The sequence below is a fragment of the Brevibacillus gelatini genome (assembly GCF_003710935.1).
Taxonomy (GTDB): Bacteria; Bacillota; Bacilli; order Brevibacillales; family Brevibacillaceae; genus Brevibacillus; species Brevibacillus gelatini.
Map to the genome: position 1 here is coordinate 167,419 of NZ_RHHS01000005.1, position 20,654 is coordinate 188,072.

At 51.2% G+C, this 20,654-nt stretch carries 21 protein-coding genes and 2 riboswitches; of the genes, 11 read left to right on the top strand and 10 right to left on the bottom strand.

The window, feature by feature from the left end:
- Nucleotides 1–2 precede the first annotated feature (2 nt).
- The 4 genes from EDM57_RS01045 to EDM57_RS01060 are packed head-to-tail and all read right to left on the bottom strand — an operon-like array spanning nt 3 to nt 3,271.
- Nucleotides 3–959, bottom strand: coding sequence for a carbohydrate ABC transporter permease (locus EDM57_RS01045; RefSeq protein WP_122902926.1), 957 nt, complete (start codon nt 957–959; stop codon nt 3–5).
- Nucleotides 959–2,026: an ABC transporter ATP-binding protein gene (locus EDM57_RS01050; RefSeq protein ID WP_122902927.1), complete on the bottom strand. Its 1,068-nt coding sequence runs from the start codon at nt 2,024–2,026 to the stop codon at nt 959–961. The genes EDM57_RS01045 and EDM57_RS01050 overlap by 1 nt, the downstream gene beginning before the upstream one ends.
- A gap of 5 nt (nt 2,027–2,031) precedes the next feature.
- Nucleotides 2,032–2,694 carry an HAD family hydrolase gene (locus EDM57_RS01055; RefSeq protein ID WP_122902928.1) on the bottom strand — a complete coding sequence of 221 codons (663 nt, stop codon included), beginning with the start codon at nt 2,692–2,694 and terminating at the stop codon, nt 2,032–2,034.
- Nucleotides 2,672–3,271: a glycerol-3-phosphate responsive antiterminator gene (locus EDM57_RS01060; RefSeq protein ID WP_122902929.1), complete on the bottom strand. Its 600-nt coding sequence runs from the start codon at nt 3,269–3,271 to the stop codon at nt 2,672–2,674. The genes EDM57_RS01055 and EDM57_RS01060 overlap by 23 nt, the downstream gene beginning before the upstream one ends.
- Nucleotides 3,272–3,568: 297 nt before the next feature.
- On the opposite strand from EDM57_RS01060, the gene EDM57_RS01065 reads away from it, so the two are divergent.
- Nucleotides 3,569–5,323, top strand: coding sequence for a SulP family inorganic anion transporter (locus tag EDM57_RS01065; RefSeq protein WP_122902930.1), 1,755 nt, complete (start codon nt 3,569–3,571; stop codon nt 5,321–5,323).
- Between the two features lie 24 nt (nt 5,324–5,347).
- Nucleotides 5,348–5,671 carry an ArsR/SmtB family transcription factor gene (locus EDM57_RS01070; RefSeq protein WP_122902931.1) on the top strand — a complete coding sequence of 108 codons (324 nt, stop codon included), beginning with the start codon at nt 5,348–5,350 and terminating at the stop codon, nt 5,669–5,671.
- Nucleotides 5,672–5,733: 62 nt separating this feature from the next.
- On the opposite strand, the gene EDM57_RS01075 is transcribed toward EDM57_RS01070, so the two are convergent.
- Both EDM57_RS01075 and EDM57_RS01080 read right to left on the bottom strand, forming a co-directional pair.
- Nucleotides 5,734–6,459 (bottom strand): nucleoside phosphorylase, encoded by a 726-nt coding sequence (locus tag EDM57_RS01075; protein ID WP_122902932.1) that lies wholly within the window; start codon nt 6,457–6,459, stop codon nt 5,734–5,736.
- Between the two features lie 92 nt (nt 6,460–6,551).
- A riboswitch (SAM riboswitch) is annotated at nt 6,552–6,673 on the bottom strand.
- Nucleotides 6,674–6,698: 25 nt separating this feature from the next.
- On the bottom strand, nt 6,699–8,174 hold the full coding sequence (locus tag EDM57_RS01080) for a methyl-accepting chemotaxis protein (RefSeq protein ID WP_122902933.1): 1,476 nt from the start codon (nt 8,172–8,174) through the stop codon (nt 6,699–6,701).
- Nucleotides 8,175–8,337: 163 nt separating this feature from the next.
- On the opposite strand from EDM57_RS01080, the gene EDM57_RS01085 reads away from it, so the two are divergent.
- Nucleotides 8,338–8,961: a DUF3298 and DUF4163 domain-containing protein gene (locus EDM57_RS01085; RefSeq protein WP_122902934.1), complete on the top strand. Its 624-nt coding sequence runs from the start codon at nt 8,338–8,340 to the stop codon at nt 8,959–8,961.
- A gap of 203 nt (nt 8,962–9,164) precedes the next feature.
- Complete coding sequence (locus EDM57_RS01090; RefSeq protein ID WP_122902935.1) at nt 9,165–9,581, top strand: MarR family winged helix-turn-helix transcriptional regulator; 417 nt, start codon at nt 9,165–9,167, stop codon at nt 9,579–9,581.
- A 110-nt stretch (nt 9,582–9,691) separates the two neighbouring features.
- Here EDM57_RS01090 and EDM57_RS01095 read toward each other — a convergent pair whose 3' ends face one another.
- Nucleotides 9,692–11,125, bottom strand: a complete 1,434-nt coding sequence (locus EDM57_RS01095; protein WP_122902936.1) for an NAD(P)/FAD-dependent oxidoreductase — start codon at nt 11,123–11,125, stop codon at nt 9,692–9,694.
- A 130-nt stretch (nt 11,126–11,255) separates the two neighbouring features.
- Nucleotides 11,256–11,355, bottom strand: a riboswitch (purine riboswitch).
- Between the two features lie 282 nt (nt 11,356–11,637).
- On the opposite strand from EDM57_RS01095, the gene EDM57_RS01100 reads away from it, so the two are divergent.
- The 4 genes from EDM57_RS01100 (at nt 11,638) to EDM57_RS01115 (ending at nt 15,840) form a co-directional block, all read left to right on the top strand.
- Nucleotides 11,638–12,825 carry an amino acid deaminase/aldolase gene (locus EDM57_RS01100; protein WP_122902937.1) on the top strand — a complete coding sequence of 396 codons (1,188 nt, stop codon included), beginning with the start codon at nt 11,638–11,640 and terminating at the stop codon, nt 12,823–12,825.
- A gap of 169 nt (nt 12,826–12,994) precedes the next feature.
- Nucleotides 12,995–13,735 (top strand): IclR family transcriptional regulator, encoded by a 741-nt coding sequence (locus EDM57_RS01105; protein ID WP_122902938.1) that lies wholly within the window; start codon nt 12,995–12,997, stop codon nt 13,733–13,735.
- 58 nt (nt 13,736–13,793) lie between these two features.
- Nucleotides 13,794–15,434, top strand: coding sequence for a M20/M25/M40 family metallo-hydrolase (locus EDM57_RS01110; protein WP_122902939.1), 1,641 nt, complete (start codon nt 13,794–13,796; stop codon nt 15,432–15,434).
- 22 nt (nt 15,435–15,456) lie between these two features.
- On the top strand, nt 15,457–15,840 hold the full coding sequence (locus EDM57_RS01115; RefSeq protein ID WP_122902940.1) for an OsmC family protein: 384 nt from the start codon (nt 15,457–15,459) through the stop codon (nt 15,838–15,840).
- 70 nt (nt 15,841–15,910) lie between these two features.
- Here EDM57_RS01115 and cls read toward each other — a convergent pair whose 3' ends face one another.
- Nucleotides 15,911–17,359 (bottom strand): cardiolipin synthase, encoded by a 1,449-nt coding sequence (gene cls / locus EDM57_RS01120; RefSeq protein WP_122902941.1) that lies wholly within the window; start codon nt 17,357–17,359, stop codon nt 15,911–15,913.
- Between the two features lie 238 nt (nt 17,360–17,597).
- Between cls and EDM57_RS01125 the strand changes: the two genes are divergently transcribed.
- The 3 genes from EDM57_RS01125 (at nt 17,598) to EDM57_RS01135 (ending at nt 19,683) form a co-directional block, all read left to right on the top strand.
- Nucleotides 17,598–18,197 (top strand): hypothetical protein, encoded by a 600-nt coding sequence (locus EDM57_RS01125; protein WP_122902942.1) that lies wholly within the window; start codon nt 17,598–17,600, stop codon nt 18,195–18,197.
- A gap of 131 nt (nt 18,198–18,328) precedes the next feature.
- On the top strand, nt 18,329–18,928 hold the full coding sequence (locus tag EDM57_RS01130) for a hypothetical protein (RefSeq protein ID WP_122902943.1): 600 nt from the start codon (nt 18,329–18,331) through the stop codon (nt 18,926–18,928).
- A gap of 152 nt (nt 18,929–19,080) precedes the next feature.
- Nucleotides 19,081–19,683 (top strand): hypothetical protein, encoded by a 603-nt coding sequence (locus tag EDM57_RS01135; RefSeq protein ID WP_122902944.1) that lies wholly within the window; start codon nt 19,081–19,083, stop codon nt 19,681–19,683.
- Between the two features lie 68 nt (nt 19,684–19,751).
- Here the strand turns inward: EDM57_RS01135 and EDM57_RS01140 are convergent, their stop codons facing one another.
- Nucleotides 19,752–20,354, bottom strand: coding sequence for a lysozyme (locus EDM57_RS01140; RefSeq protein WP_122902945.1), 603 nt, complete (start codon nt 20,352–20,354; stop codon nt 19,752–19,754).
- A gap of 118 nt (nt 20,355–20,472) precedes the next feature.
- A partial coding sequence (locus tag EDM57_RS23530; RefSeq protein WP_211338197.1) for a hypothetical protein occupies nt 20,473–20,654 on the bottom strand: 182 nt, incomplete at its 5' end.

Below are 20,654 nucleotides of genomic sequence, written 5' to 3' on the forward strand. Positions count from 1 at the left end.
CGTCAGCGATAGTGCACACGCCTGGACATGAACAGGAAGTGGAGTGCCGTTAAAATCCCGACGAGAATCAACAGGATGACAGACGCAGACGCCGCCAGACCGCCGTTGTAAAAATCCATCCCTTGCTCGTAAATGTAGTAGACGAGCATGTTCGTGCTGTTGATCGGCCCGCCTTGGGTCATGATCGCAATCGTATCGAATACCTGAAACGACGAGATCGTATTGATGATGAGCAAAAAGAAGATGGTCGGCGACAGCATCGGGATCGTAATGCGCACCAGCGTCCGCCACCACGGCGATTGATCGAGCGCGGCCGCCTCGTAAATATCTCCCGGAATGCTTTGCAACCCGGCAATAAAAATGAGCGTGTTGTACCCGACGCCTTTCCAGATGCTGACAATGATGAGAGACAACAACGAGCTTTTTGGATCGGCAAGCCAGGTGTATCCCGGCAATCCGACCGCTTCGAGCGCCGCGTTCAGCAGTCCGAACTGCGGGTCCATCAGCCACATCCAGAGCATGGAGACGGAAACGAGCGAAATGATATGCGGGCTGAACACGGTCGCCTGGATGATTCCGTACACTTTTGCCTTCTTGTTCAGCCACAGCGCGAGCAAAAAGGAAAGCGTCAAGCCGATTCCCACTGTCGCGACGGTAAAGACCGCCGTATTGCCCAGCACTTGCCGAAAATCCTGGTCAGCGAGCAGATCGCGGTAGTTTTGCAGTCCGACCCACTCCATTTCTTCGAGGTTAATCAGCGACCAGTCCAAAAAGCTCAAATAGATAATCGACCCGATCGGGTAAAAAAAGAACAGCAAAAAGCAGATCATCGCAGGCGCCAGATAGAGGTACGGGCGAAGACGCGTCGCAAGCTCCAGCCATGCCACAGGCATCCCAGCCGCTTTTGCCTGCACCTGTCCGGTACCGGGCAGCTCGTGGGCAGTTGCCGCTTTTCGCATCAGCTCACCCCTCCTGCAAGCGTTGCTGCTTGCTCGCGTCCGCCCAGTCGGCCCACTCTCTTTTTGCTTGCCCGATCAAACACGTACATGTGCGGCTTGGCGACTGTGACGGTAACGGCTCCGCCAAGCAGCCTCGCTTCCTCGGTGTCCGCCTTGACGATTACCCTGCCTTTTTCCGTCTCTACGTGGAACAGCGTGTCCGAGCCGAGTATTTCCCGGGAGACGACCTGGCCTTTTGCCACCCATCTGTCGTCGGCAGGAACCGGAGAGACTGACGCAGGCAAAAGCAGCGCTTTTTCCGGGCGAAATCCCCACAACTGGTCGCTTCTGCCTTCCGCCGATACGATGTTCATCGCGGGCGAGCCGATAAACTGGGCAACAAACAAGTTTTCCGGCTCCTGGTACAAATCCATCGGAGCCGCCACCTGCATGATCTGCCCTTCGCTCATGACGACGATCTGGTCGCCCATCGTCATCGCCTCCACCTGGTCGTGTGTCACGTAGATGAAGGTAGTGCCGAGCTGCTTGTGCAGGCTGGTCAGCTCTACGCGCATCTGGTTGCGCAGCTTCGCATCCAGATTGGACAGCGGCTCATCCATCAAAAATACTTTGGGCTTTTTCACCATCGCCCGGGCGAGTGCGACGCGCTGCCGCTGACCCCCGGAGAGCTGGGACGGCTTGCGCTTGAGATAGTCGGACAACCCGACGATTTCCGCGATTTCCTCTACGAGCAACTTGCAGTCTTTTTTGGAAATTCCCCGGTTTCGCAAGCCGTAGGCGATATTGTCGAACACGTTCATCGTCGGGTAGAGCGCGTAGTTTTGAAACACCATGGCGACATCGCGCTTTCCGGGCGGCAGCGCGTTCACCGCCTGATCGCCAATGAGGATGTTCCCGTCTGACACCGTCTCCAGACCTGCGATCATCCGCAAAGTCGTCGATTTTCCGCATCCTGATGGCCCTACCAGAACGGTAAAGGAGCCGTCCGGAATCACCAGATCAAGTCCTTTGACCACCTTTTGGTTCTGAAAGGTTTTCGTTACCCCTTGCAATACTACTCGCGCCATTTTGTTCATCTCCTTCCTTGCGCCTTGGCGGCCAGCATATCCGTGACAAACGAGTCGAAATCGGCATAGCGAAAATCAGGCAGCGCGTAGAGCCATTCCTCTTGCCCGTACCATTCCAGCACTGCGGACGACACTCCGCTGGCCACAGCCGCCAGTACGTCGTAGCGGCTATCTCCGATCATCATCGCCTGCTTGGGGGATCTGCCCAGACTAGCCAGCGCCTTTTGCACAGGCTCGGCAGCGGGCTTGCCTCTCGTCACGTCGTCGACGGTGACGATCACGTCAAACAGCCTGTCAATTCCCGCCTGCTCCAGCCCGGCCAGTGCAAATTCCCGCTGCTTGTTGGTGACCACCGCCAGTTGGTAGCCGGCCTGCTTCAATTTTTCCAGCCCTTCCCGCACGTAAGGAAACAGGCGGACGTGCCGGGCATGGCTCTGCCGCACGTAGGCAAAATATTTTTCCAGCACCTCGCGCTTGTCAGGCAAGCGTGCTGCCGCAGCTACAGCCGCCAAAAAATCGTCAAACGGCTCGCCAAAGCGCGCGAGCAACTCTTCCCGGCTGAAGTGACCCGGCGCATACTGTTCTGCTGTATAGGCGACCGCGTCGATAACCGCATCTCGGCTGTCCAGCAGGGTACCATCGAGATCAAACAGCAACGCTTGGATCATGCAAAAAACACTCCTTCCACAAAAGGGGGCTGCCGACGGACACCGCCGTTGCTCCATGCTGCAATACTTCCTCCATCTGTTCCCGCTTGCGGATTAATCCTCCGGCAATAATCGGAATGTCAATCACCCGCTTGTACTCCGCGATGTACTCCGGCAAGAGGGCTGGCATCAGCTCGACCGCGTCTGGCTGCGTTTCCTGCAGAGACGACAGCCCGGACTTGAGCGAGTCGCTGTCGACGAGAAACAGCCGCTGGATCGTCAGCAAGCCTTGCTTTTTCGCCAGCTTGACCAGCGTATTGCGGGTAGTCACAATCCCGTCCGGCTTCACGTAATGCGCCAAAAAGGCGATGCCTTCCCGGTCGTAGCTGATGCCGCCGATTCTTTCAAGGTGAAGAAACACCGGGATATGCCTGCTTTTGAAAAAGTCCACGTAGCCTTTTATCACACCGATATTGCCAATCGAAAGCGCCACGGCACTCACCTGCGCCTCGGCCGCTTTTTCCAGGTACTTCGCCTCCTTCACGGAAGCGATCAGCTTGTACGCGGCCAACCTGACACGAAACTGCTCCTGATTCATTCGCAAGCCTCCTTTGCCCACAACAAAAAAACCCGCAGCGACATGACTATTGCCAAAGAACTCTCGATGAAAGTGCTTGGACAGGCTGTCGGGGGTTTCTCCATGGCTCCAACCGTCGGGATTATTCACTTGTTACTTTGAATAGTAATGCACCAGCATGAAGACAACGTGAAACATTTGTAAAAAAAGGGCAAAGTTCCTGTAAGGATGCGATTGACGAGAATCACTGCACTGGAGTATTATCCATCTATATTCAAATAATCAAATATTCGAATATACGAAAAGAAGGGTTGTTACATGAAGTGGGCCGCCAGATTTGAGGGCTACAATACGCAAGCATTCAGAAAAGACTGCATTTCAGGGCTGATCGTAGGAATTATCGCTATTCCGCTTGGCATGGCATTCGCGATCGCCTCAGGCGTCAAGCCGGAGTACGGGATTTACACCACCATCATCGCAGGTACGCTCATCTCGCTCTTTGGCGGTTCCCGCTACCAGATTGGCGGGCCGACCGGGGCGTTTATCCCGATTTTGTTTGCCATCGTCATGCAGTACGGCTATGAGGATTTGCTGCTCGCGGGCTTCATGGCCGGGATTCTTCTCGTCCTGATGGGCGTTCTGAGGCTTGGCGGGCTCATCAAATTTATCCCCCGCCCCGTCACCATCGGATTTACCGCCGGCATTGCCGTTATCATTTTTACAGGGCAGATCGCCAATTTTCTCGGTCTGTCACAGGTGCAGCGGCATGAGGACTTTTTGTCCAACATGAAAGAAATCGTCATTCATCTGGATACGATCAGCCTGTACAGCGTAGCGACGGCAGTCTTGAGTCTCGCCATTATTTTAATCACGCCGCGCTTCGTGCGAAATGTTCCAGGCTCGCTCGTCGGCCTGGTCATTTCCAGCGTTGTTGCCTTCCTCTTTTTTGAAGGAAAAGTCGCGACAATCGGTTCGACCTTCGGGGAGATTCCGAGCGCGCTGCCCGGCTTCCATTTTCCTGAAATTACGCTGGAGCGCGTCCAAAAACTGCTGAGTCCTGCCCTCATCATTGCTATACTAGGAGCGATAGAGTCTTTGCTGTCTGCGGTTGTGGCGGACGGTATGACACGCAGTCGCCACAACAGCAACCAGGAGCTGATCGGGCAAGGCATCGCCAATATCGTGACACCGCTTTTCGGGGGAATCCCTGCGACAGGCGCGATTGCCAGAACCGCAACGAACATCCGCAGCGGAGCCACCTCCCCTGTGTCCGGGATCGTCCACGGCATCGTCGTCCTGCTCATTCTCATCCTGCTCGCTCCTTACGCCTCGCACATTCCGCTGGCGAGCATGGCGCCGATCCTGATGCTGGTCGCCTGGAACATGAGCGAGCGCAAGGAATTTGCGCACATCCTGAAAGCAAAGACGAGCGACTCTCTCGTGCTGCTGATTACTTTTTTGCTGACTGTCTTCACGAATCTGACTACCGCCGTCGAGGTCGGGCTGGTGCTTGCCGTGCTGCTGTTTATCAAAAGAATGCGCGAAAGCCTGCAAGTAGCCAAAGTATTGCCTGACCCTTCCCTGAAGCACGAGAAGGTCATGCCTCACATGGTGACGGCTCAGCACGATTGTCCGCAAATCAGTATCTACACGATTGAGGGTCCGCTCTTTTTCGGGGATGCCGATCTGTTCGAAAGCTCTCTGACGAGCACGTTGCAGCATCAGCCGAAGGTGTTGTTGCTGCGAATGGGCAAAGTCCCGTTTCTGGACATGACGGGCGAGGCCAATTTGTCGCGGATCGTGCAGCAATGCATGAGCCAGGGCACAACGGTTCTCGTCTCAGGAATCCAGAACGGACCGAAACAAGTTTTGCAGCGCACGGGACTTTTTGCGCTCATCGGCGAAGCACACTTTTTCGACCACACCGGAGATGCAATCGAGTACGCCCTGCGTCGGCTGGACGTCGGCAAATGTCTGGGCTGCAAGCACTTTGCTTTCCGGGAATGCGCGAGTCTGGCTGATCCGCACTCGCAAACGACTTGCGTGAAGCAAACATCTCATATGTCGGTATGACGAAAAGATCGGAGGAAACTGCTATTGAATTTGGAGCTACAGCAATTTAAAGCGAATTTTTTCAAGGCACTGGGTCATCCCCTGCGGATTCGGATTCTGGAGCTGTTGGCGGAGGGAGACAAAAACGTAAACGAACTGCAAACGCTCATCGGCAGCGAAGGCTCGGCCGTTTCCCAGCAACTGGCCATTTTGCGCAACAACAACATCGTGTACGGAACAAAGGACGGAAACAAGGTGACGTATTCCTTGCGCGATCCGATGATTATCGAATTGCTCAGCGTTGCCCGGCAAATTTTCAACAACCACCTGATTGACACAATCGAGATGCTGGATCGCTTCAATGAATAGCGGCTGTCGTTTTGAAAAAGAAAATGCCCAGGACTTTTCATCGTCCTGGGCCTGCTTCATTTTTATGCGGATACGGACGCCAGTGCATCCAGCGCAATCAGCGCCTCCGCTTCAATTGCTTTGGCCACCGTCTCTGTGTGCGGGTTGTACGACGCCAGCAGGTCGGCATCGGCGTAGCCGTCAATCGCAAGGATCGCCCCGGCCTTCATGCCGCGCAAGGCGGCAATGACGAACAGCGCGGAGTTTTCCATCTCGGCAGCCAGTACCCCTGCTTTTTGGTACAGCTTGTGCGGAAATTCCAGGACGCCGTTGTAGAAAACATCGAGCGTCAGCGTGATGCCTTCCGCTATGTCGAGCCCCGCTTCGTGCGCTTTTGCCGTCTGCACGAGCGCATCTGCCACGCGGCGGTCGGCGACAGCCGGGAAACCGGGCGGAACCAGCTGGCTCGTCAGCCCGTCCTGGCGCACAGCAGCCGTGCTGATGACGAGGCTGCCCGGCTTGATTTGCGGTTGATACGATCCGGCCGTCCCGACGCGGATGATGACCTGAACGCCACCCTTCGCCAGCTCTTCAAAGCACACAGCCGCTCCAGGCGCACCGACGCCGTGGCTGACAACCGCTACCTCCGTGCCCTTCCAGTTCCCGGCATAGCTGTGGTATTCGCGGTTTTCCCCGATTTGCCGCGTACCCTCCAGTCTTGCGGCAATCAAGGCGGCGCGTTTTGGATCGCCGCAGACGATGACGCGTTTTGGCAGTTGTTCCGGATCTACTTTCAGATTGGTCAGCATCTAATCCACTCCTTTTTCTCCCATTCATCTTCCTGGATCGGCAACAAAAAAACTCTCCCCGAAGGAAGAGTTTGCGTCCAAAGCCACCCTCTTCCTTATCTGTCAAAACCCCGGTACAGGTTTTGCAGGAATTGGCACCTTTCTGTCCATGTCAGGCATGTCCAGTGGTTGCCGGGCTTCATCGGGCCAGTCCCTCCGCCGCTCTCGATAAGGAGCTGAAAACTATCCAGTTGTGGCGCCTATTGTCTGTGAAACGTTTCCTGCAGCCGATGCGAAAGCTTGTTCAACTCACCCAGCTCTTCGGTAATTTCCCGCACCTTTTGATGCTGGTCTTCCGCTGTGGCGAAAAGTTCCTCCAGATTGGCAACCGACTGCTCGGTGACGGCGGTAATGGTCGACATTTCCATCGCCACTTCGCCGGAGCGTGTTTTTACCCGGTTCATGCTGGAGCTGACGTGCTCTGCTGCTTCCAGGAAAGCCATCATGCCGGAGCGCACTGCCTCGATCGCCGCGACGGTTTTCACGGCCAGCTCCTGGCCTTTTGCCACGGAAGCTTCTCCGGTGCTGATATGCTGGACGGCGTTCTCGCTTTCCTGATGGAGTGATTTGAGAATCTCGGTAATTTCCTGTGTAGCGGTTGCGCTCTGCTCCGCCAGCTTGCGCACCTCGTCTGCCACCACGGCGAAGCCGCGGCCGTGCTCGCCCGCACGCGCCGACTCGATGGCGGCGTTGAGCGCCAGCAGGTTCGTTTGCGTCGCAATCTGGTTGATGGCTCCGACGATTTCCTCGACCCGATTGGCCTGGCGGTTCAACTGGTGAATCGTCGCCGCAGCCACATTGACGGCAGAAACAATCTGTTCCATTTGCTGCGAAAGCTCGTTCATCATGTCGACGCTTTCCTTCAGGCGGCGGTTGTTTTGATCGGATTCGCTTTTCATCGCGTCCGTCTGCGTAGTAACCTCGACGATCTCCTGGTCGATTGACTGCACCTCTTCCTCGATCTTGACCGTCGAGTTGGCCTGTGCCTCCATGCCCGTCGCCACTTCCTTGAAGGCAATCATCATGTCATCTGTATTGCGCTTCGTTCTTTCGGCATGCGTGTGTACGTGCTCTGTCGTACGGTCGATCTGCTCGGTCATCTGCTTGATATGGTCGAGCAGTTCTTCCAGTCGGCGTTCTTTTTCTTCCGCTTCCTGGCGGGCGATATTCGCCTTCTGCAAGGAAGCTTGTCCCGCCAGACAGAGGTACGTCAGCGCTCCCATCATCATTAGAATAGCCACGATGCGCAGCACCAGATTCAGTTCAGTAAAATCACCGCTGAAAATCTCGTACGATCCCGTGTAGAACCCAACCAGCGTCACAATAATTTGCGCAATTCCCGCTGTCACGATAAGTTTCCAATCCAGATAAGCCGCGAGAAAACCCATCACGACAAAAGCAAGGAACGTAACCTCGGGATACGTCGTGAAATGGTCGAACGAAATCGCGTAAAACATGAATCCGATCGCTACCAGATAGCGAATGACATGACTGTCTCTTTTCACAAAGTAAAAAGGCGAAACAACAAGGGTGACCAGTAAGCCAAGGGATGTTACTTTCCAGAAATTAACATCCGATTGATAGGCAATCAGTCCCGCCATCCACAAATGGTTCCATAGGATAAAAATCATAAATCCTTCTTTGTCCGTTAACGTGTTGCGAACCAATTGAATCATAAATGCCCCCCTTTTCCTTACTACTTATGTACCGTTCTCTTTTTCCATTATATCGCGCCCGGATTGCCAAATTTGTGAATAAAGTGAGAACAGCGAAAACAAGTGAAGAATAGGCTACGATTATCCCCCTCATTTTAAGACATCTGGAAAGGAACTACAAACCGTGGAAGAACAACGCAATCTTTTGCCAGCCACCGTGCTGACGCGAACGATCCAACGTCCCAATACGACGATTTACTACCCGCAGTTGGCCGGGCTAGCCAATCAGCAAGCAGAAAAAGAGATCAACCGTGCCATTTTGCAAACGGTACAGGGCTTGATTCATGAGCAGCAACGGGTACAAATACCGGGAAATACCCAAATGCAAGGAAGCTACGAAATCAAAACGAACGAACGCGGCATTTTCAGCGTCACCATGAGCAATTACGCGTACACGCCGCAAATGGCCCACGGCATGACCTTTCTCGGGTCTGTGACAGCCAATATCCTTACAGGCAAGCTCTACACGCTGCGTGAACTGTTCAAACCGGACAGCGACTACGTCAATGTCCTGTCAGCAAACATCAAACGCCAGATCCAGGAGCGGCAGATTCCGACGCTGAACGGGTTTACTACGATCAGGCCCGATCAAGACTTTTACCTTGCCGACAAATCACTGGTCATCTACTTCCAGTTGTACGAGATCACCCCGTACTTTGTGGGCTTCCCGATGTTTCCCATCTCCGTCTACGAACTGGAGCCACTCATGGATGAAAACGGACCGCTCGGTATTTTGGCTGCCAACTAACAAGCCTTCCTTATCCTTTCTTCCCGAAGCTGACGCCTTTGAAACGGCATCAGCTTTATTTTTGTCAGAAAAATGCCTTCTTTTGCACTCGAATAAACATTTACTTATATAATCTGAATTGCTACTATGTTAATGGTAACTGTTTACTTACGCAATCAAGCGCTTGATATAACGAACCAGCTTTCCCTGGAGGTCTGATTATCATGCAACACTACGGTCACAAGATCGGTCAAGCTGCCAGAGTCTTCAGTAAAACATTGAATGGAATCATGTCCCCGATGGGATTATATAGCTCGCAATGGAGCATTATTCTCTGCCTGCATTACCGCAATTCCTTGACACAGGTGCAGCTCAGCAACTACCTGAACGTAGAGGCTCCGACCATTACCCGGACATTGACCCGGCTGGAGGAAATGGGCTGGATCATCCGCTCCGAGGGTGACGACAAGCGCGAACGGTACGTGTCGCTCTCGCCTGCCGCGATGGAGCGTTTCCCCCAATGGCTGCAAGCAGCGCGTGATTTGGAGGCGGTTGCTTTGCGCGATCTGGACGAGAACGAGCTTGCTGTCTTCAACCGCGTGCTGAAAAAGATGACGGAAAATTTGAGTACGCTGGCATAGGCTTGTGTGTTGATACGACCTCACGAAAAAAGGGCTTCTACTTCTGAGCAGCCAAGCGGCTTTTGCTCAGGTAGAAGCCCTTTCCCTGTTTTGCCTGTCGGATTTGCTTTTTAGTTGAGCCGCTTGACGATGCTGCGAGCCATCCAGACGCCTGCCGCACCTGCCTGCGCCAGTCCGCGCGTAATCCCTGCCCCGTCGCCTCCGCAGAACAGTCCTTTGATTTCCGTCTCAAACTCCTCGGTCAGCTTCGGACGGGCCGAGTAAAACTTCGCTTCGACGCCGTAAAACAGCGTGTGCTCCGAGGCAATCCCCGGTGTCACCTTGTCCAGCGCTTCCACCATCTCGATGAGACTTTTCATCGTATTGTAGGGCAGCACCAGTCCGAGATCGCCCGGCACCGCTTCCTTCAAGGTCGGCTCCAGGAACCCTTCCTTGATCCGCCTTTCCGTAGAGCGGCGCCCCCGCAAAATATCGCCGTACTTTTGCACGATCACACCGCCGTTGGACAAATCGTTTGCGCGTTTGCATATTTCGCGCGCGTATTCGTTCGGCTTGTCAAAAGGCTCCGTAAACGTATGAGAGACGAGCAGCGCGAAGTTCGTATTGGTCGAGCCGAGCGCCGGGTCTTTGTAGGAGTGCCCGTTTGCCGCCATAACCCCGCTGTGGTTTTCCACGACGACGTGCCCGGACGGATTGCTGCAAAATGTGCGCACCCGTGTGCCGACAGAGGTGTTGAAAATAAACTTGCCCTCGTACAAATGCTCGTTGATTTCCCGCATGACGACATCGGACGTCTCCACGCGCACCCCTACGTCCACCTGGTTGTTGTACATTTTCAGGCGGCGCTTTTTCAGGATTTCGGTCAGCCATGCCGAGCCGTCCCGCCCAGGGCCGATCACGACGAAATCGCCCTCGTACTCTTCGCCGCTTTTCAGGACGACCCCCTTGACGCGATGCCCATCGTCTTCCTTGACCGTCACAATGTCCTCGACCTCGGCCTTGAACCTCATGTCGATCCGTTCCTTCAAGTATTCAAAAATCGACTGCAAAATTTCCAGGTTTTGCTCTGTACCCAAATGGCGCACCTGCGCGCGGAGCAGCTTGAGCCCTGCCGCGTATCCGCGCTGCTCGATACTTTTGATCGTCTCTGTCGTCGGATCGGTAATGGTGTGGGTCGCGCCATGCTTCAGGTTGATTTCGTCGACGTATTTGATTAAGCCAAGCACGGTGGAAGGACTGAGGTAATCCGTCATCCAGCCGCCGAACTCGGTCGTGATGTTGAATTTGCCGTCACTGTAGGCGCCTGCCCCACCAAAACCGCTGGTGATCGAGCAAGCCGGCAGACAGCCTGCATAGCTCTTTTTCCCGGCAGGCGGCGGACAGAGCTTGATCTTTTCCTCCAGGATCGGACAGCGTCGGCTGTAAATGTCGTGCCCTTTATCAATCAAAAGCACCTTGGCATCCGGCGCTTTTCGCGTCAGCTCATAGCATGTAAAAATTCCGGCTGGTCCTGCGCCCACTACAATCACATCGTATTTTTTCACTTCCAGTTCCTCCCCGTAAGCATGTTGGAATACTAGGCTTTTAACAAGCGTTGATTGCTCTTGTGCAGTCTCTCCCTGTTCGTCGCAAAAGACGACCGCACAAAAAATTCCCGGCCGACGAATAAGGTATGTCAAAAACACCCTCATTCGTAGCCGGGAATTTACGGTTCCCTGTAGAGACCCTCAAACCATATCTTTGAGGATATACGAATTTGTCATGTATTCATCAAGCCAGACTTGTAGCTAACAACATTATGTATAGTAGCGCATAATCTGAATCAAGTCAACATTCAAAAGCCCGTTTATTCGTGTTTACATTTTATTAACAAACAAACAACGCAAATATAACGGTTTTTCAAGGTAAAATCCGAACATTATATCCGAACGTTCGTCATTTCCGCCCCCCCTGCTTCAATAACCGGGAAGGAATCGACGCAATTGTAGAGAATATATGGAATTTCAACAAACTTTTTGGTATTACTACTCTCATACAAAAAGGATGAGGCTTGCCCATGCGGGATTATCGCTATTACCAGTCTGCCTTTGCCGGTATTCCAAAGCCGTTCGCCTTCGTCGACCTGGACCTTTTGGAGCAAAATGCAGAGCAAATCGGATTGCAAAGCAATGGAAAGCCGATCCGGATTGCCAGCAGTTCCATCCGCAGCGTCGGCATTCTCAAGCACCTGCTGCAGCTTGACGACTGCTTTTCCGGAGTGATGTGCTTCTCCGCGCCCGAAGCACTCCATTTGTGTGAAGAAGGCTTTGACGATTTGCTCCTGGGGTATCCTGTCTGGGAAAAAAGCTGGCTGGTCGCGCTTGGCGAGCAAATCCGGCAAGGCCGCACTCTCACCCTGACGATCGATTCCGTCTCGCACGCAGAGCACCTGGAGCAAATCGCCCGCGAACAAGGCGTGATTTTCCCCGTCTGCCTGGACATAGACATGTCGTACGATATTTGGGGCCTGCACTTTGGTGTATGGCGCTCCCCTCTGCGCTCTCTGGAAAAAGCCGTTGCGCTGGCTTCCCGCGTCGCTTCCTCCAAACATCTTTTGCTGGACGGGATCATGGGTTACGAAGCCCAGGTCGCAAGCATCGGAGATCGCTACCCCCGGCAATTTTTCAAAAACAGCCTGATTCGCCTGCTGAAACGGCAATCGGTCAAGGAAGCGGCCCACCGCAGGAAAGAACTGGTGAAGGCGATCAGGGAGCTGGGCATTTCCCTTCGCTTCGTCAACGGCGGCGGAACAGGCAGCTTGCACCATACGGGAAAAGAGGACGCCGTTACCGAACTGACAGCCGGCTCCGGCTTTTTTGCTCCCGGCCTGTTGGATTACTATCAAGATTTTCATTTTCAGCCGGCAGCCGGATTTGCCCTGGAGATCATTCGCAAGCCTGCCGAGCATATTTACACATGCGCTGGCGGCGGCTATCTCGCCTCCGGTTCGGCAGGGGCGGATCGCTTGCCCAAGCCGTACTTGCCCCAAGGTGTTCAGCTTCTGCCTGGCGAAGGCGCCGGAGAGGTGCAGACACCGATTCAGTATCGCGGCATGGAGACGCTGGAATTGGGCGATCCCGTATTTTTTCGCCACGCCAAAGCGGGTGAGCTCTGCGAACGCTTTTCACGGCTCTACTGTGTTTCAGGCGGAAAAGTTGTCGATGAAATGACGACCTATCGCGGGGACGGACTATGCTTTCTGTAATCAAAATCGGTACGGTATCAACCGCAAACGCGCAAACTGCCGACCGATTTTGGTCTGCTCGAAATCTTGTTGATTCACTCGAAAAATTCTGATAGATTGAACTCATAAAATGGTGGCGAGACAACTGTCAAGTCGTCTTGCCCTACAAGAAAGCCAGGAGGGAAACACGTTGGTACAATCAATAGACCGTGCGATGAGCATTATCTTCGCCCTGGTATCTGACGAGAGCAAAACGCTCTGGTCCATCTCCGAAATCGCAGAGAAAACGTCTCTCCCGCTCAGTACGGTCCACCGCTTGATGAGCAGCCTGATGAAGTACGGCTTGATCGAGCAGGTACCGAAAACCAAGCAGTACAAGGTCGGGCTGACCTGGATGGAGATCGGGCTGCGAATTTGGGACAAAATTGATGTGCGGGCAGTCGCCAGAACCGTCATGGAGCAGCTGGCGGCAGAGGTACGCGAATCGGTGTATTTGAATATTCCGCACGGCAACGACGCCATCGTGCTCGAACGGGTGGAAAGCTCCAAGACAGTAAGGAGCATCGACAATTTGGGCGAGCGTATCCCGCTGCATATCGGCGCCGCCAATAAAACGATCCTGGCCAACATGAAGCCAAAGGAAGCGGAACGGATCGTCAACGCGCTGGTTCCTGAACCTGAGCGCCGCCAAGAGCTGCTGGAGCTGCTGCCTCAGATCAGGCAAAACGGATACGCTGTCAGCTACGGGGAGAAAACGGAAGGCACTGCTTCCATCGCCGCTCCCATCATCGGCTACAAGCAACGGGTAGTCGGCGCCTTGAGCATCGGTGTTCCCAGCTATCGCATCACCGAAAAAGTCTTGGCCAAGCTGATTGATCGGGCGCGACAAAGTGCCAAGGAAATTTCCCATAAGATCGGTGCAATGCCTTAATTTTTTTGCCCACGAAGTGGAAACGGTTTTCACTATACGGAAAATGGAGGCGTCTATCATGCAAAAATGGCAGACAAAAGAACAACTCATCAATCTTCTGTGCAGTCTGGTCAATATCCCGAGCGTTACCGGATCACCTGCCGAGAAAGACTTGCCCGGTTATGTCGTCGATCAATTGCGTTCACTGCCCTACTACCAGGCCAATCCCGACCATGTCCGGGCCAACCCGACTGAGGATGGACGGCATTTTGTCACCGCCCTCGTCAAAAAACCGGGCGTGCGCGACACCGTGATTCTGGTCAGCCACTTCGATGTGGTCGATGTCGAGGATTACGGCGGCTGGATGCAGCATGCTTTTGACCCGAAAACACTCACTCCCCTGTTCCAGCAAAATGCAGCAGACATGCCGGCTGATGTTCAGCAAGATTTGCGTACCGGCAACTGGCTGTTTGGCCGCGGAACGATGGATATGAAATGCGGGCTTACCCTGCACATGTCGATGATCGAGCGGGCGTGCGCCGGGGAATTTGACGGCAACCTGCTCTTGCTGACCGTTCCCGACGAGGAAGTAAACTCCGTCGGCATGCGCGCGGCTGTTCCCGAGCTGTTGAAAATTGCCGAGCAATTCGATTTGCGCTATACGACTGTCCTCAACTCCGAGCCGATGTTCACCCGTTTCCCGGGCGACCAAAACACCTATGTGTACACCGGCTCCATCGGCAAAGTGCTGCCGGGCTTTTTGTGCTACGGAAAAGAAACGCACGTCGGCGAGCCTTTTGCCGGGCTGAACGGCAACTACATGGCTTCGCAGATTACGTGTGAGCTGGAACTGAACACTTCGTTTTGCGAAGTGGTCGAGGGCGAGGCTTCTCCACCACCTACCAACCTGATCCAGAAAGACTTGAAAAAAGAATACTCGGTGCAAATTCCGCATCGCGCCGTGACGCTGTTCAACCTGTTCCTGTTGGAAAAAAAGATGGAGGATGTCGTGGAGCCGCTCCTGAATGCAGCGCGAAATGTAGCTGAGCGCATCCGGCAAAACTACGTTCGCCATGCCAGCCAGTTCGCCCATTTCGCTCCTTTTAGCCCGCGTGACCTGTCCATCTCCGTGATGACCTACGAAGAGCTGTACACCTACGCCTTGAAAACGCACGGCAAGGAAAAGCTGCGCCAGCTCGAAGCGGACGTGATCGCCAACCGCCAAGACAAGGACGACCGCGACACGACGATTGAGCTGGTCGATCAACTGGCGATCCTCTGCAAAGAGCTGTCGCCGATGATAATCCTGTTCTTCGCGCCGCCGTTTTACCCGGCCGTCAGCTCGCGCAAGCACCCGCTGATCCAGAAGACAGTGGCCGAGATGGAGGCATACGCACGGCAGCAGCACCAGGTCACTTTGGTCAAACAAAACTACTTTGGCGGCATCTCCGACCTGAGCTACGTCGGCCTGCAATACCCGGCAGCCTCCATGCAGCCGCTGGTAGCCAACATGCCGCTGTGGAACAACGGCTACTCCATCCCGCTGCAGGAGCTGGAAGCTTTTGACGTCCCCGTCTTGAACCTGGGCCCTGTCGGCCGCGATGCGCATCAATGGACGGAGCGTCTGGACGTTGATTACGCATTCGATACATTGAAAGACATGCTGCCGCGCTGCATCCAGTCTCTGCTGAAAAACGGGCAGGCGGCGGCAAAGCAATGAGGTCGCTTTAGGAGGACTCGTCATGAAATTTGCAGCAAAAGAAAATGGATTCGTCACCCATTTATCCTACGGCGACCTGCACGTCTCCGGCGATGAAGCATACGGCTTTTGCCCGTATCAGTTGCTGGTCTCCTCGATTGCCGTTTGCAGCGGCGGCCTCCTGCGCACAGTGTTGGACAAGATGAGAATGCCTTGCACCGATATGAAGATCACAGCCGATGTCACTCGCAACGAAGCGGAAGCAAACCGTATCGAGAAAATTCACCTGCACTACATCATCACAGGGGAAAACCTGAAAGCCGAAAGAGTACAAAAGGCCGTGGAAGCGGCAAGCAAAAACTGCCCGATGGTCCAGTCGGTAAAAGGCAGTATCGTCGTGACAGAGTCGTTTGAGCTGCTTTCCTGATCGGACATATGCAGGCAAAAGGACCCTCCAGCCCGTGAACATTCACAAGGCCAGAGGGTCCTCATCCTTTTTATAAAATCGGAGACAACAATCGCGTCAATGATTCCTGCATGCGCATCCGAAGCGGACGGTTAAGATACTCGTCCATCGTCATTTCCCGGCAATCGGCCAGGTCTGCCACGAACAGCTCCTCAAGCTGCCGCGCCATCTGCGAGTCGTACAAGAACACATTGGTTTCAAAATTGAGCTTGAAACTGCGTATATCGACGTTCGCCGTCCCTACAGAGGAAAGCTGGGTGTCCACCACCAGCGTCTTGGCGTGCATGAAGCCTTTTTCGTACAAATAGCAGCGCACACCGCTTTTCAACAGCTCCCCCAGATAGGAATGCGTCGCCCAGAAAACCATCAGGTAGTCCGGCTTTCCCGGCACCATGACGCGCACGTCCACACCGGACATCGCGGCCATTTTCAACGCGGTCAGCATGCTGTCGTCCGGGATGAAGTACGGGGTCTGCAAATAAATCTTGTGGCGGGCCTTGTAGATCATTTTCAGAAACGCATGCTTGATTTGCTGTTTTTCCGAGTTCGGTCCGCTCGACACGATCTGGCAGCCGATTGTGCCCTTTGGCTCCGGCATCTCCGGGAAGTAGTCGATCGACTCCTGCATTCTTTTTGGCGCAGACAAATTCCAGTCCAGGAAAAAACGCGCCTGCAGCATGTAGACAGCTTTTCCCTCAATCCGCAGGTGGGTATCCCGCCAGTACCCGAGCTTCTTGTCCTTGCCCAAATATTCGTCGCCGATGTTGAAGCCGCCTATATAGCCGATTTTTCCGTCAATGATCGTCAGCTTGCGATGGTTGCGAAAGTTGACCCGGAAATTGAGAAACGGAATCGACGAAGGAAAAAACGAGACGACTTCTCCCCCCGCCTCCACCAGCGGCCGGAAAAACCGGGAAGAGACTCCTGCCGATCCGACCGCGTCATAGAGCAGCCTGATCTCTACGCCTTCTCGTGCCTTTTTCGTCAACAGCTTCAGCAACCGCCCTCCGAGTTCATCATCATTAAAAATATAGTAAAGCAAATGAACGTGTTCCTTTGCTTCCTCAATCTGCCTGAACATGAGATCGAACAAGCTGTGCCCCTCGGCGAACACCTGAACGGCATTGTCTTGTGTATAGTAGGCACCGTCGCTCACCACGTTCATGAAAATCATGTCGCGATGCCTCTCCATCGCCGGATCGTTCACCTGCAGCTCGCCCTGCTCAAGCAGCTTCTTCTGCTTGTCAACAGCGGCGCGAAAATGGGAAAACTCACCCTCGCGCAACCGATACAGCTTTTTCTTGGTCAGCCTTTGCCCAAAAATCAGATAGAGGAGAAACCCGACACCCGGCAAAAACAGAAGCACCATCAGCCAGGCCCAGGTAGCCGCAATGTTGCGCCTCTCCATGAAGATAAGAACAGCGGCCAAGATCACATTCCCTATCGTAATGACCGCCACAATTTGCTCCAGCAACAACATCACACCACATCCGCCCTCAAAGAATATCTCCCATTTTACACCATTTCTTCCCGTGATTCATCCTGGGCATTGGGTCATGGTGGTTCCTGCTTCAAAATATCCACATGAGCTTGTGAATGATTGTGTTTTCCCTTTTGTTTGTAATTACTTATGCTCGCAAGTTGGGTGGTATAATTTTCTTTTTTTATCTAAATTTGTTATGATAGTTGTACAATCAAGTAACTAGAGAGTGTGAAATATGAAAAAAATATTACTGGTATGTATGATGTTTTTGTTGATGCTGACATCGGCTTGTGGAAATGTTGAAACAACACCAAATCAAATTGCTTCCAGCGAGCCTGAACCTGGAACGGATGAGGCTATTATTCCAACAAACACATCCGAACATTGTCTGATAGACCGAATAAAGTTGGATAGTGAAACTGAAAAATTTTTTTATGGCACTTGGAAAGTGGAGAAGCATTTGGGATTTGCCAATTCGTGGAATGATGCTTCGGAATATCCCACAGGGCAAAAATTTATTGGCGATGAACTTATCGTCAAAAAAGACTTTTTTTCATCAAAAGGCCTAAAACACTATAAAAAGTATCAATATGAACAACAAAATCCAATCTATCAGTTTTCAGCGATATGCAATAACCCTACCGCTTTTTATAGATTATATAAAATAGATATTCCAGACTTACATGAAAATGATGTGGTAAAAGCAATCGTTATAAATGACCCGTCTACAGAAATGCGCATACCTGCAGGTTTAAGTTTTTTTGTTGTGAATAACGATAGACTTATCTTGTTATCAGAAGCAACCATTTTTGAGCTTAAAAAAGTTTCTGATTAAGGAAAGCGGGCTCGTTTGTGCCCATTTTTCAGGAAGAGTCCCCCTCTATCACCTCAAAAAATTCACGCGGCAAATAGCCTTATGATGTCTGAAACGATTATGACACTATCCCAAATAAGAGAGTGTGAAATATGAAAAAATTATTGCTGGTATGTATGATGTTTTTGTTGATGCTGACAGCGGCTTGTGAAAATGTTGAAACAACACCAAATCAAATTGCTTCCAGCGAGCCTGAACCTGGAACGGATGAGGCTATTATTCCAACAAACACATCCGAACATTGTCTGATAGACCGAATAAAGTTGGATAGTGAAACGGAAAAATTTTTTTATGGCACTTGGAAAGTAGAGAAGCATTTGGGATTTGCCAATTCGTGGAATGATGCTTCGGAATATCCCACAGGGCAAAAATTTATTGGCGATGAACTTATCGTCAAAAAAGACTTTTTTTCATCAAAAGGCCTAAAAAGCTATAAAAAGTATCAATATGAACAAAAAAATCCAATCTACGAGTTTATAGCGATATGCAATAACTCTACCGCTTTTTATAGATTATATAAAATAGATATTCCAGACTTACATGAAAATGATGTGGTAAAAGCAATAGTTGTAAGAGACCCGTCTACAGAAATGAGTTTGCCTGTAAGTATAAGTTTTTTTGTTGTGAATAACGATAGACTTATCTTGTTATCAGAAGCAACCATTTTTGAGCTTAAAAAAGTTTCTGATTAAGGGAAGCGGGCTCGTAGAATACCATTCGCGTTCTCGTTTGTGCCCATTTTTCAGGAAGAGTACCCTTTATCACCTCAAAAAATTCACGCAGCAAATAGCCTTATGATGTCTAAAGCGATTATGACACAATCCCAAAAAAGAGAATGTGAAATATGAAAAAAGTATTACTGGTATGTATGATGTTTTTGCTGATGCTGACATCGGCTTGTGGAAATATGGAAACGACACAAAATCCAATAACTTCCCATGAGCCTGAAACTGAAACGGATGAGACTATTATTCCTCCAGAAAACAGATCCCGTTGTTTTAATGCAGAAACTATAAACCTGGATAGTGAAACTGAAAAATTTTTTTATGGAACTTGGAAAGTGGAGAAGCATTTAGGGTTTGCCAATTCATGGAATGATGCTTCTGAATATCCCACAGGGCAAAAATTTATTGGCGATGAACTTATCGTCAAAAAGGACTTTTTTTCATCGAAAGGCCTTAAAAACTATAGTAAGTATCAATATGAACTAAAAAATCCAATCTACGAGATTACAGCGATATGCTATAATGCTACCGCTTTTTATAGATTATATAAAATTGACATCCCGGATTTAGATGAAAATGATGTGGTAAAAGTGATAGATATAAGTGACCCTTCTACAGAAAGACGCATACCTGTAAGTATAGGTTTTTTTGTCGTGAATAACGATAGGCTGATCTTGATATCCGAAGCAACTATTTTTGAGCTTAAAAAAATTAATGAATAAAACAAATTTTAACCAAGAAAGGCCAGCCTAAAGGCTAACCTTCTTGGTTATGTCGTAAAACGACTAAACTATAGTGTATATACTGGATATTTATGAGTGTACTTCGCGCCTTTACAAAATAAAGTTGCTTCTTCATTCCTTCTTGCTTTTAAATTTTTATCATATGAAAATGCTTTGCTGACTAATCTTGAACAATAATCACTATCCTCTGGTGTAAGTGGGCCAGCAAAAAACTGATATATATTCTTATGGGCAAGCATAGCTTCTACATCATCTGTTTCTAGCACCCCAGGACCTGCATTAAAAGTTAACGAAACAAGTGCATCAAACTGAGATTGTGTAAATTGACAACCTTTAGGAAGTTTTAATCTATTAACTGCCTCTACAGCATCTGCAGTATCCTCAGCAAAAAAAGCTTCTGCCCTTGCCAGAGAAATTGGTGAAGTATAACCCAGATTTAACGACTTTGATAAAGCATCCGCTTCTGCCTGGGTTAGAAGAGAATCATTTGGGTTACCTGTTTTATTTTTCTTATATACTTTCTTTTTTGTAATCAAATGTCCCCATCCAACTGTTGGATACCCATAAGGATCTCCGTAAAATTTCAAGGAAAATCCCTCATGTTTTTTGATAAGGTTTGCTCCATCTGTGCCTAAAGAAAATTTCGCCATAATAAAACTCCCTTCCGTTATTATCAAGCTTTCGAATTGTGTAGGATTTCTCACTGGCCAGATTGTTTATCCTACAATTTTTAAAGGAGCGAAATGAGCGCTCTTCTTTCGCTCTCACCTATCTAGGAAAAGGAGCAAGCCGAAATACAACCCTTTTTGAAAAAACATGATGATCTAAGCGTTTTTTTTCACGCGAAAAAGGGGCTGTCCAGAAAGTCAGTGTAACCTGACTGCTGGACGCCCCGTTTTTATTAATGTGAAAAATAGGCACAAAAAAATCGCCACATCCTGTAGAATGGA

Bases quoted from the DNA above. Each gene is read 5' to 3' on its own strand.
- EDM57_RS01045 (WP_122902926.1), bottom strand. From the start codon at position 959: ATGCGAAAAGCGGCAACTGCCCACGAGCTGCCCGGTACCGGACAGGTG.
- EDM57_RS01050 (WP_122902927.1), bottom strand. From the start codon at position 2,026: ATGGCGCGAGTAGTATTGCAAGGGGTAACGAAAACCTTTCAGAACCAA.
- EDM57_RS01055 (WP_122902928.1), bottom strand. From the start codon at position 2,694: ATGATCCAAGCGTTGCTGTTTGATCTCGATGGTACCCTGCTGGACAGC.
- EDM57_RS01060 (WP_122902929.1), bottom strand. From the start codon at position 3,271: ATGAATCAGGAGCAGTTTCGTGTCAGGTTGGCCGCGTACAAGCTGATC.
- EDM57_RS01065 (WP_122902930.1), top strand. From the start codon at position 3,569: ATGAAGTGGGCCGCCAGATTTGAGGGCTACAATACGCAAGCATTCAGA.
- EDM57_RS01075 (WP_122902932.1), bottom strand. From the start codon at position 6,459: ATGCTGACCAATCTGAAAGTAGATCCGGAACAACTGCCAAAACGCGTC.
- EDM57_RS01080 (WP_122902933.1), bottom strand. From the start codon at position 8,174: ATGATTCAATTGGTTCGCAACACGTTAACGGACAAAGAAGGATTTATG.
- EDM57_RS01090 (WP_122902935.1), top strand. From the start codon at position 9,165: ATGCAACACTACGGTCACAAGATCGGTCAAGCTGCCAGAGTCTTCAGT.
- EDM57_RS01100 (WP_122902937.1), top strand. From the start codon at position 11,638: ATGCGGGATTATCGCTATTACCAGTCTGCCTTTGCCGGTATTCCAAAG.
- EDM57_RS01110 (WP_122902939.1), top strand. From the start codon at position 13,794: ATGCAAAAATGGCAGACAAAAGAACAACTCATCAATCTTCTGTGCAGT.
- EDM57_RS01115 (WP_122902940.1), top strand. From the start codon at position 15,457: ATGAAATTTGCAGCAAAAGAAAATGGATTCGTCACCCATTTATCCTAC.
- cls (WP_122902941.1), bottom strand. From the start codon at position 17,359: ATGTTGTTGCTGGAGCAAATTGTGGCGGTCATTACGATAGGGAATGTG.
- EDM57_RS01125 (WP_122902942.1), top strand. From the start codon at position 17,598: ATGAAAAAAATATTACTGGTATGTATGATGTTTTTGTTGATGCTGACA.
- EDM57_RS01130 (WP_122902943.1), top strand. From the start codon at position 18,329: ATGAAAAAATTATTGCTGGTATGTATGATGTTTTTGTTGATGCTGACA.
- EDM57_RS01135 (WP_122902944.1), top strand. From the start codon at position 19,081: ATGAAAAAAGTATTACTGGTATGTATGATGTTTTTGCTGATGCTGACA.
- EDM57_RS01140 (WP_122902945.1), bottom strand. From the start codon at position 20,354: ATGGCGAAATTTTCTTTAGGCACAGATGGAGCAAACCTTATCAAAAAA.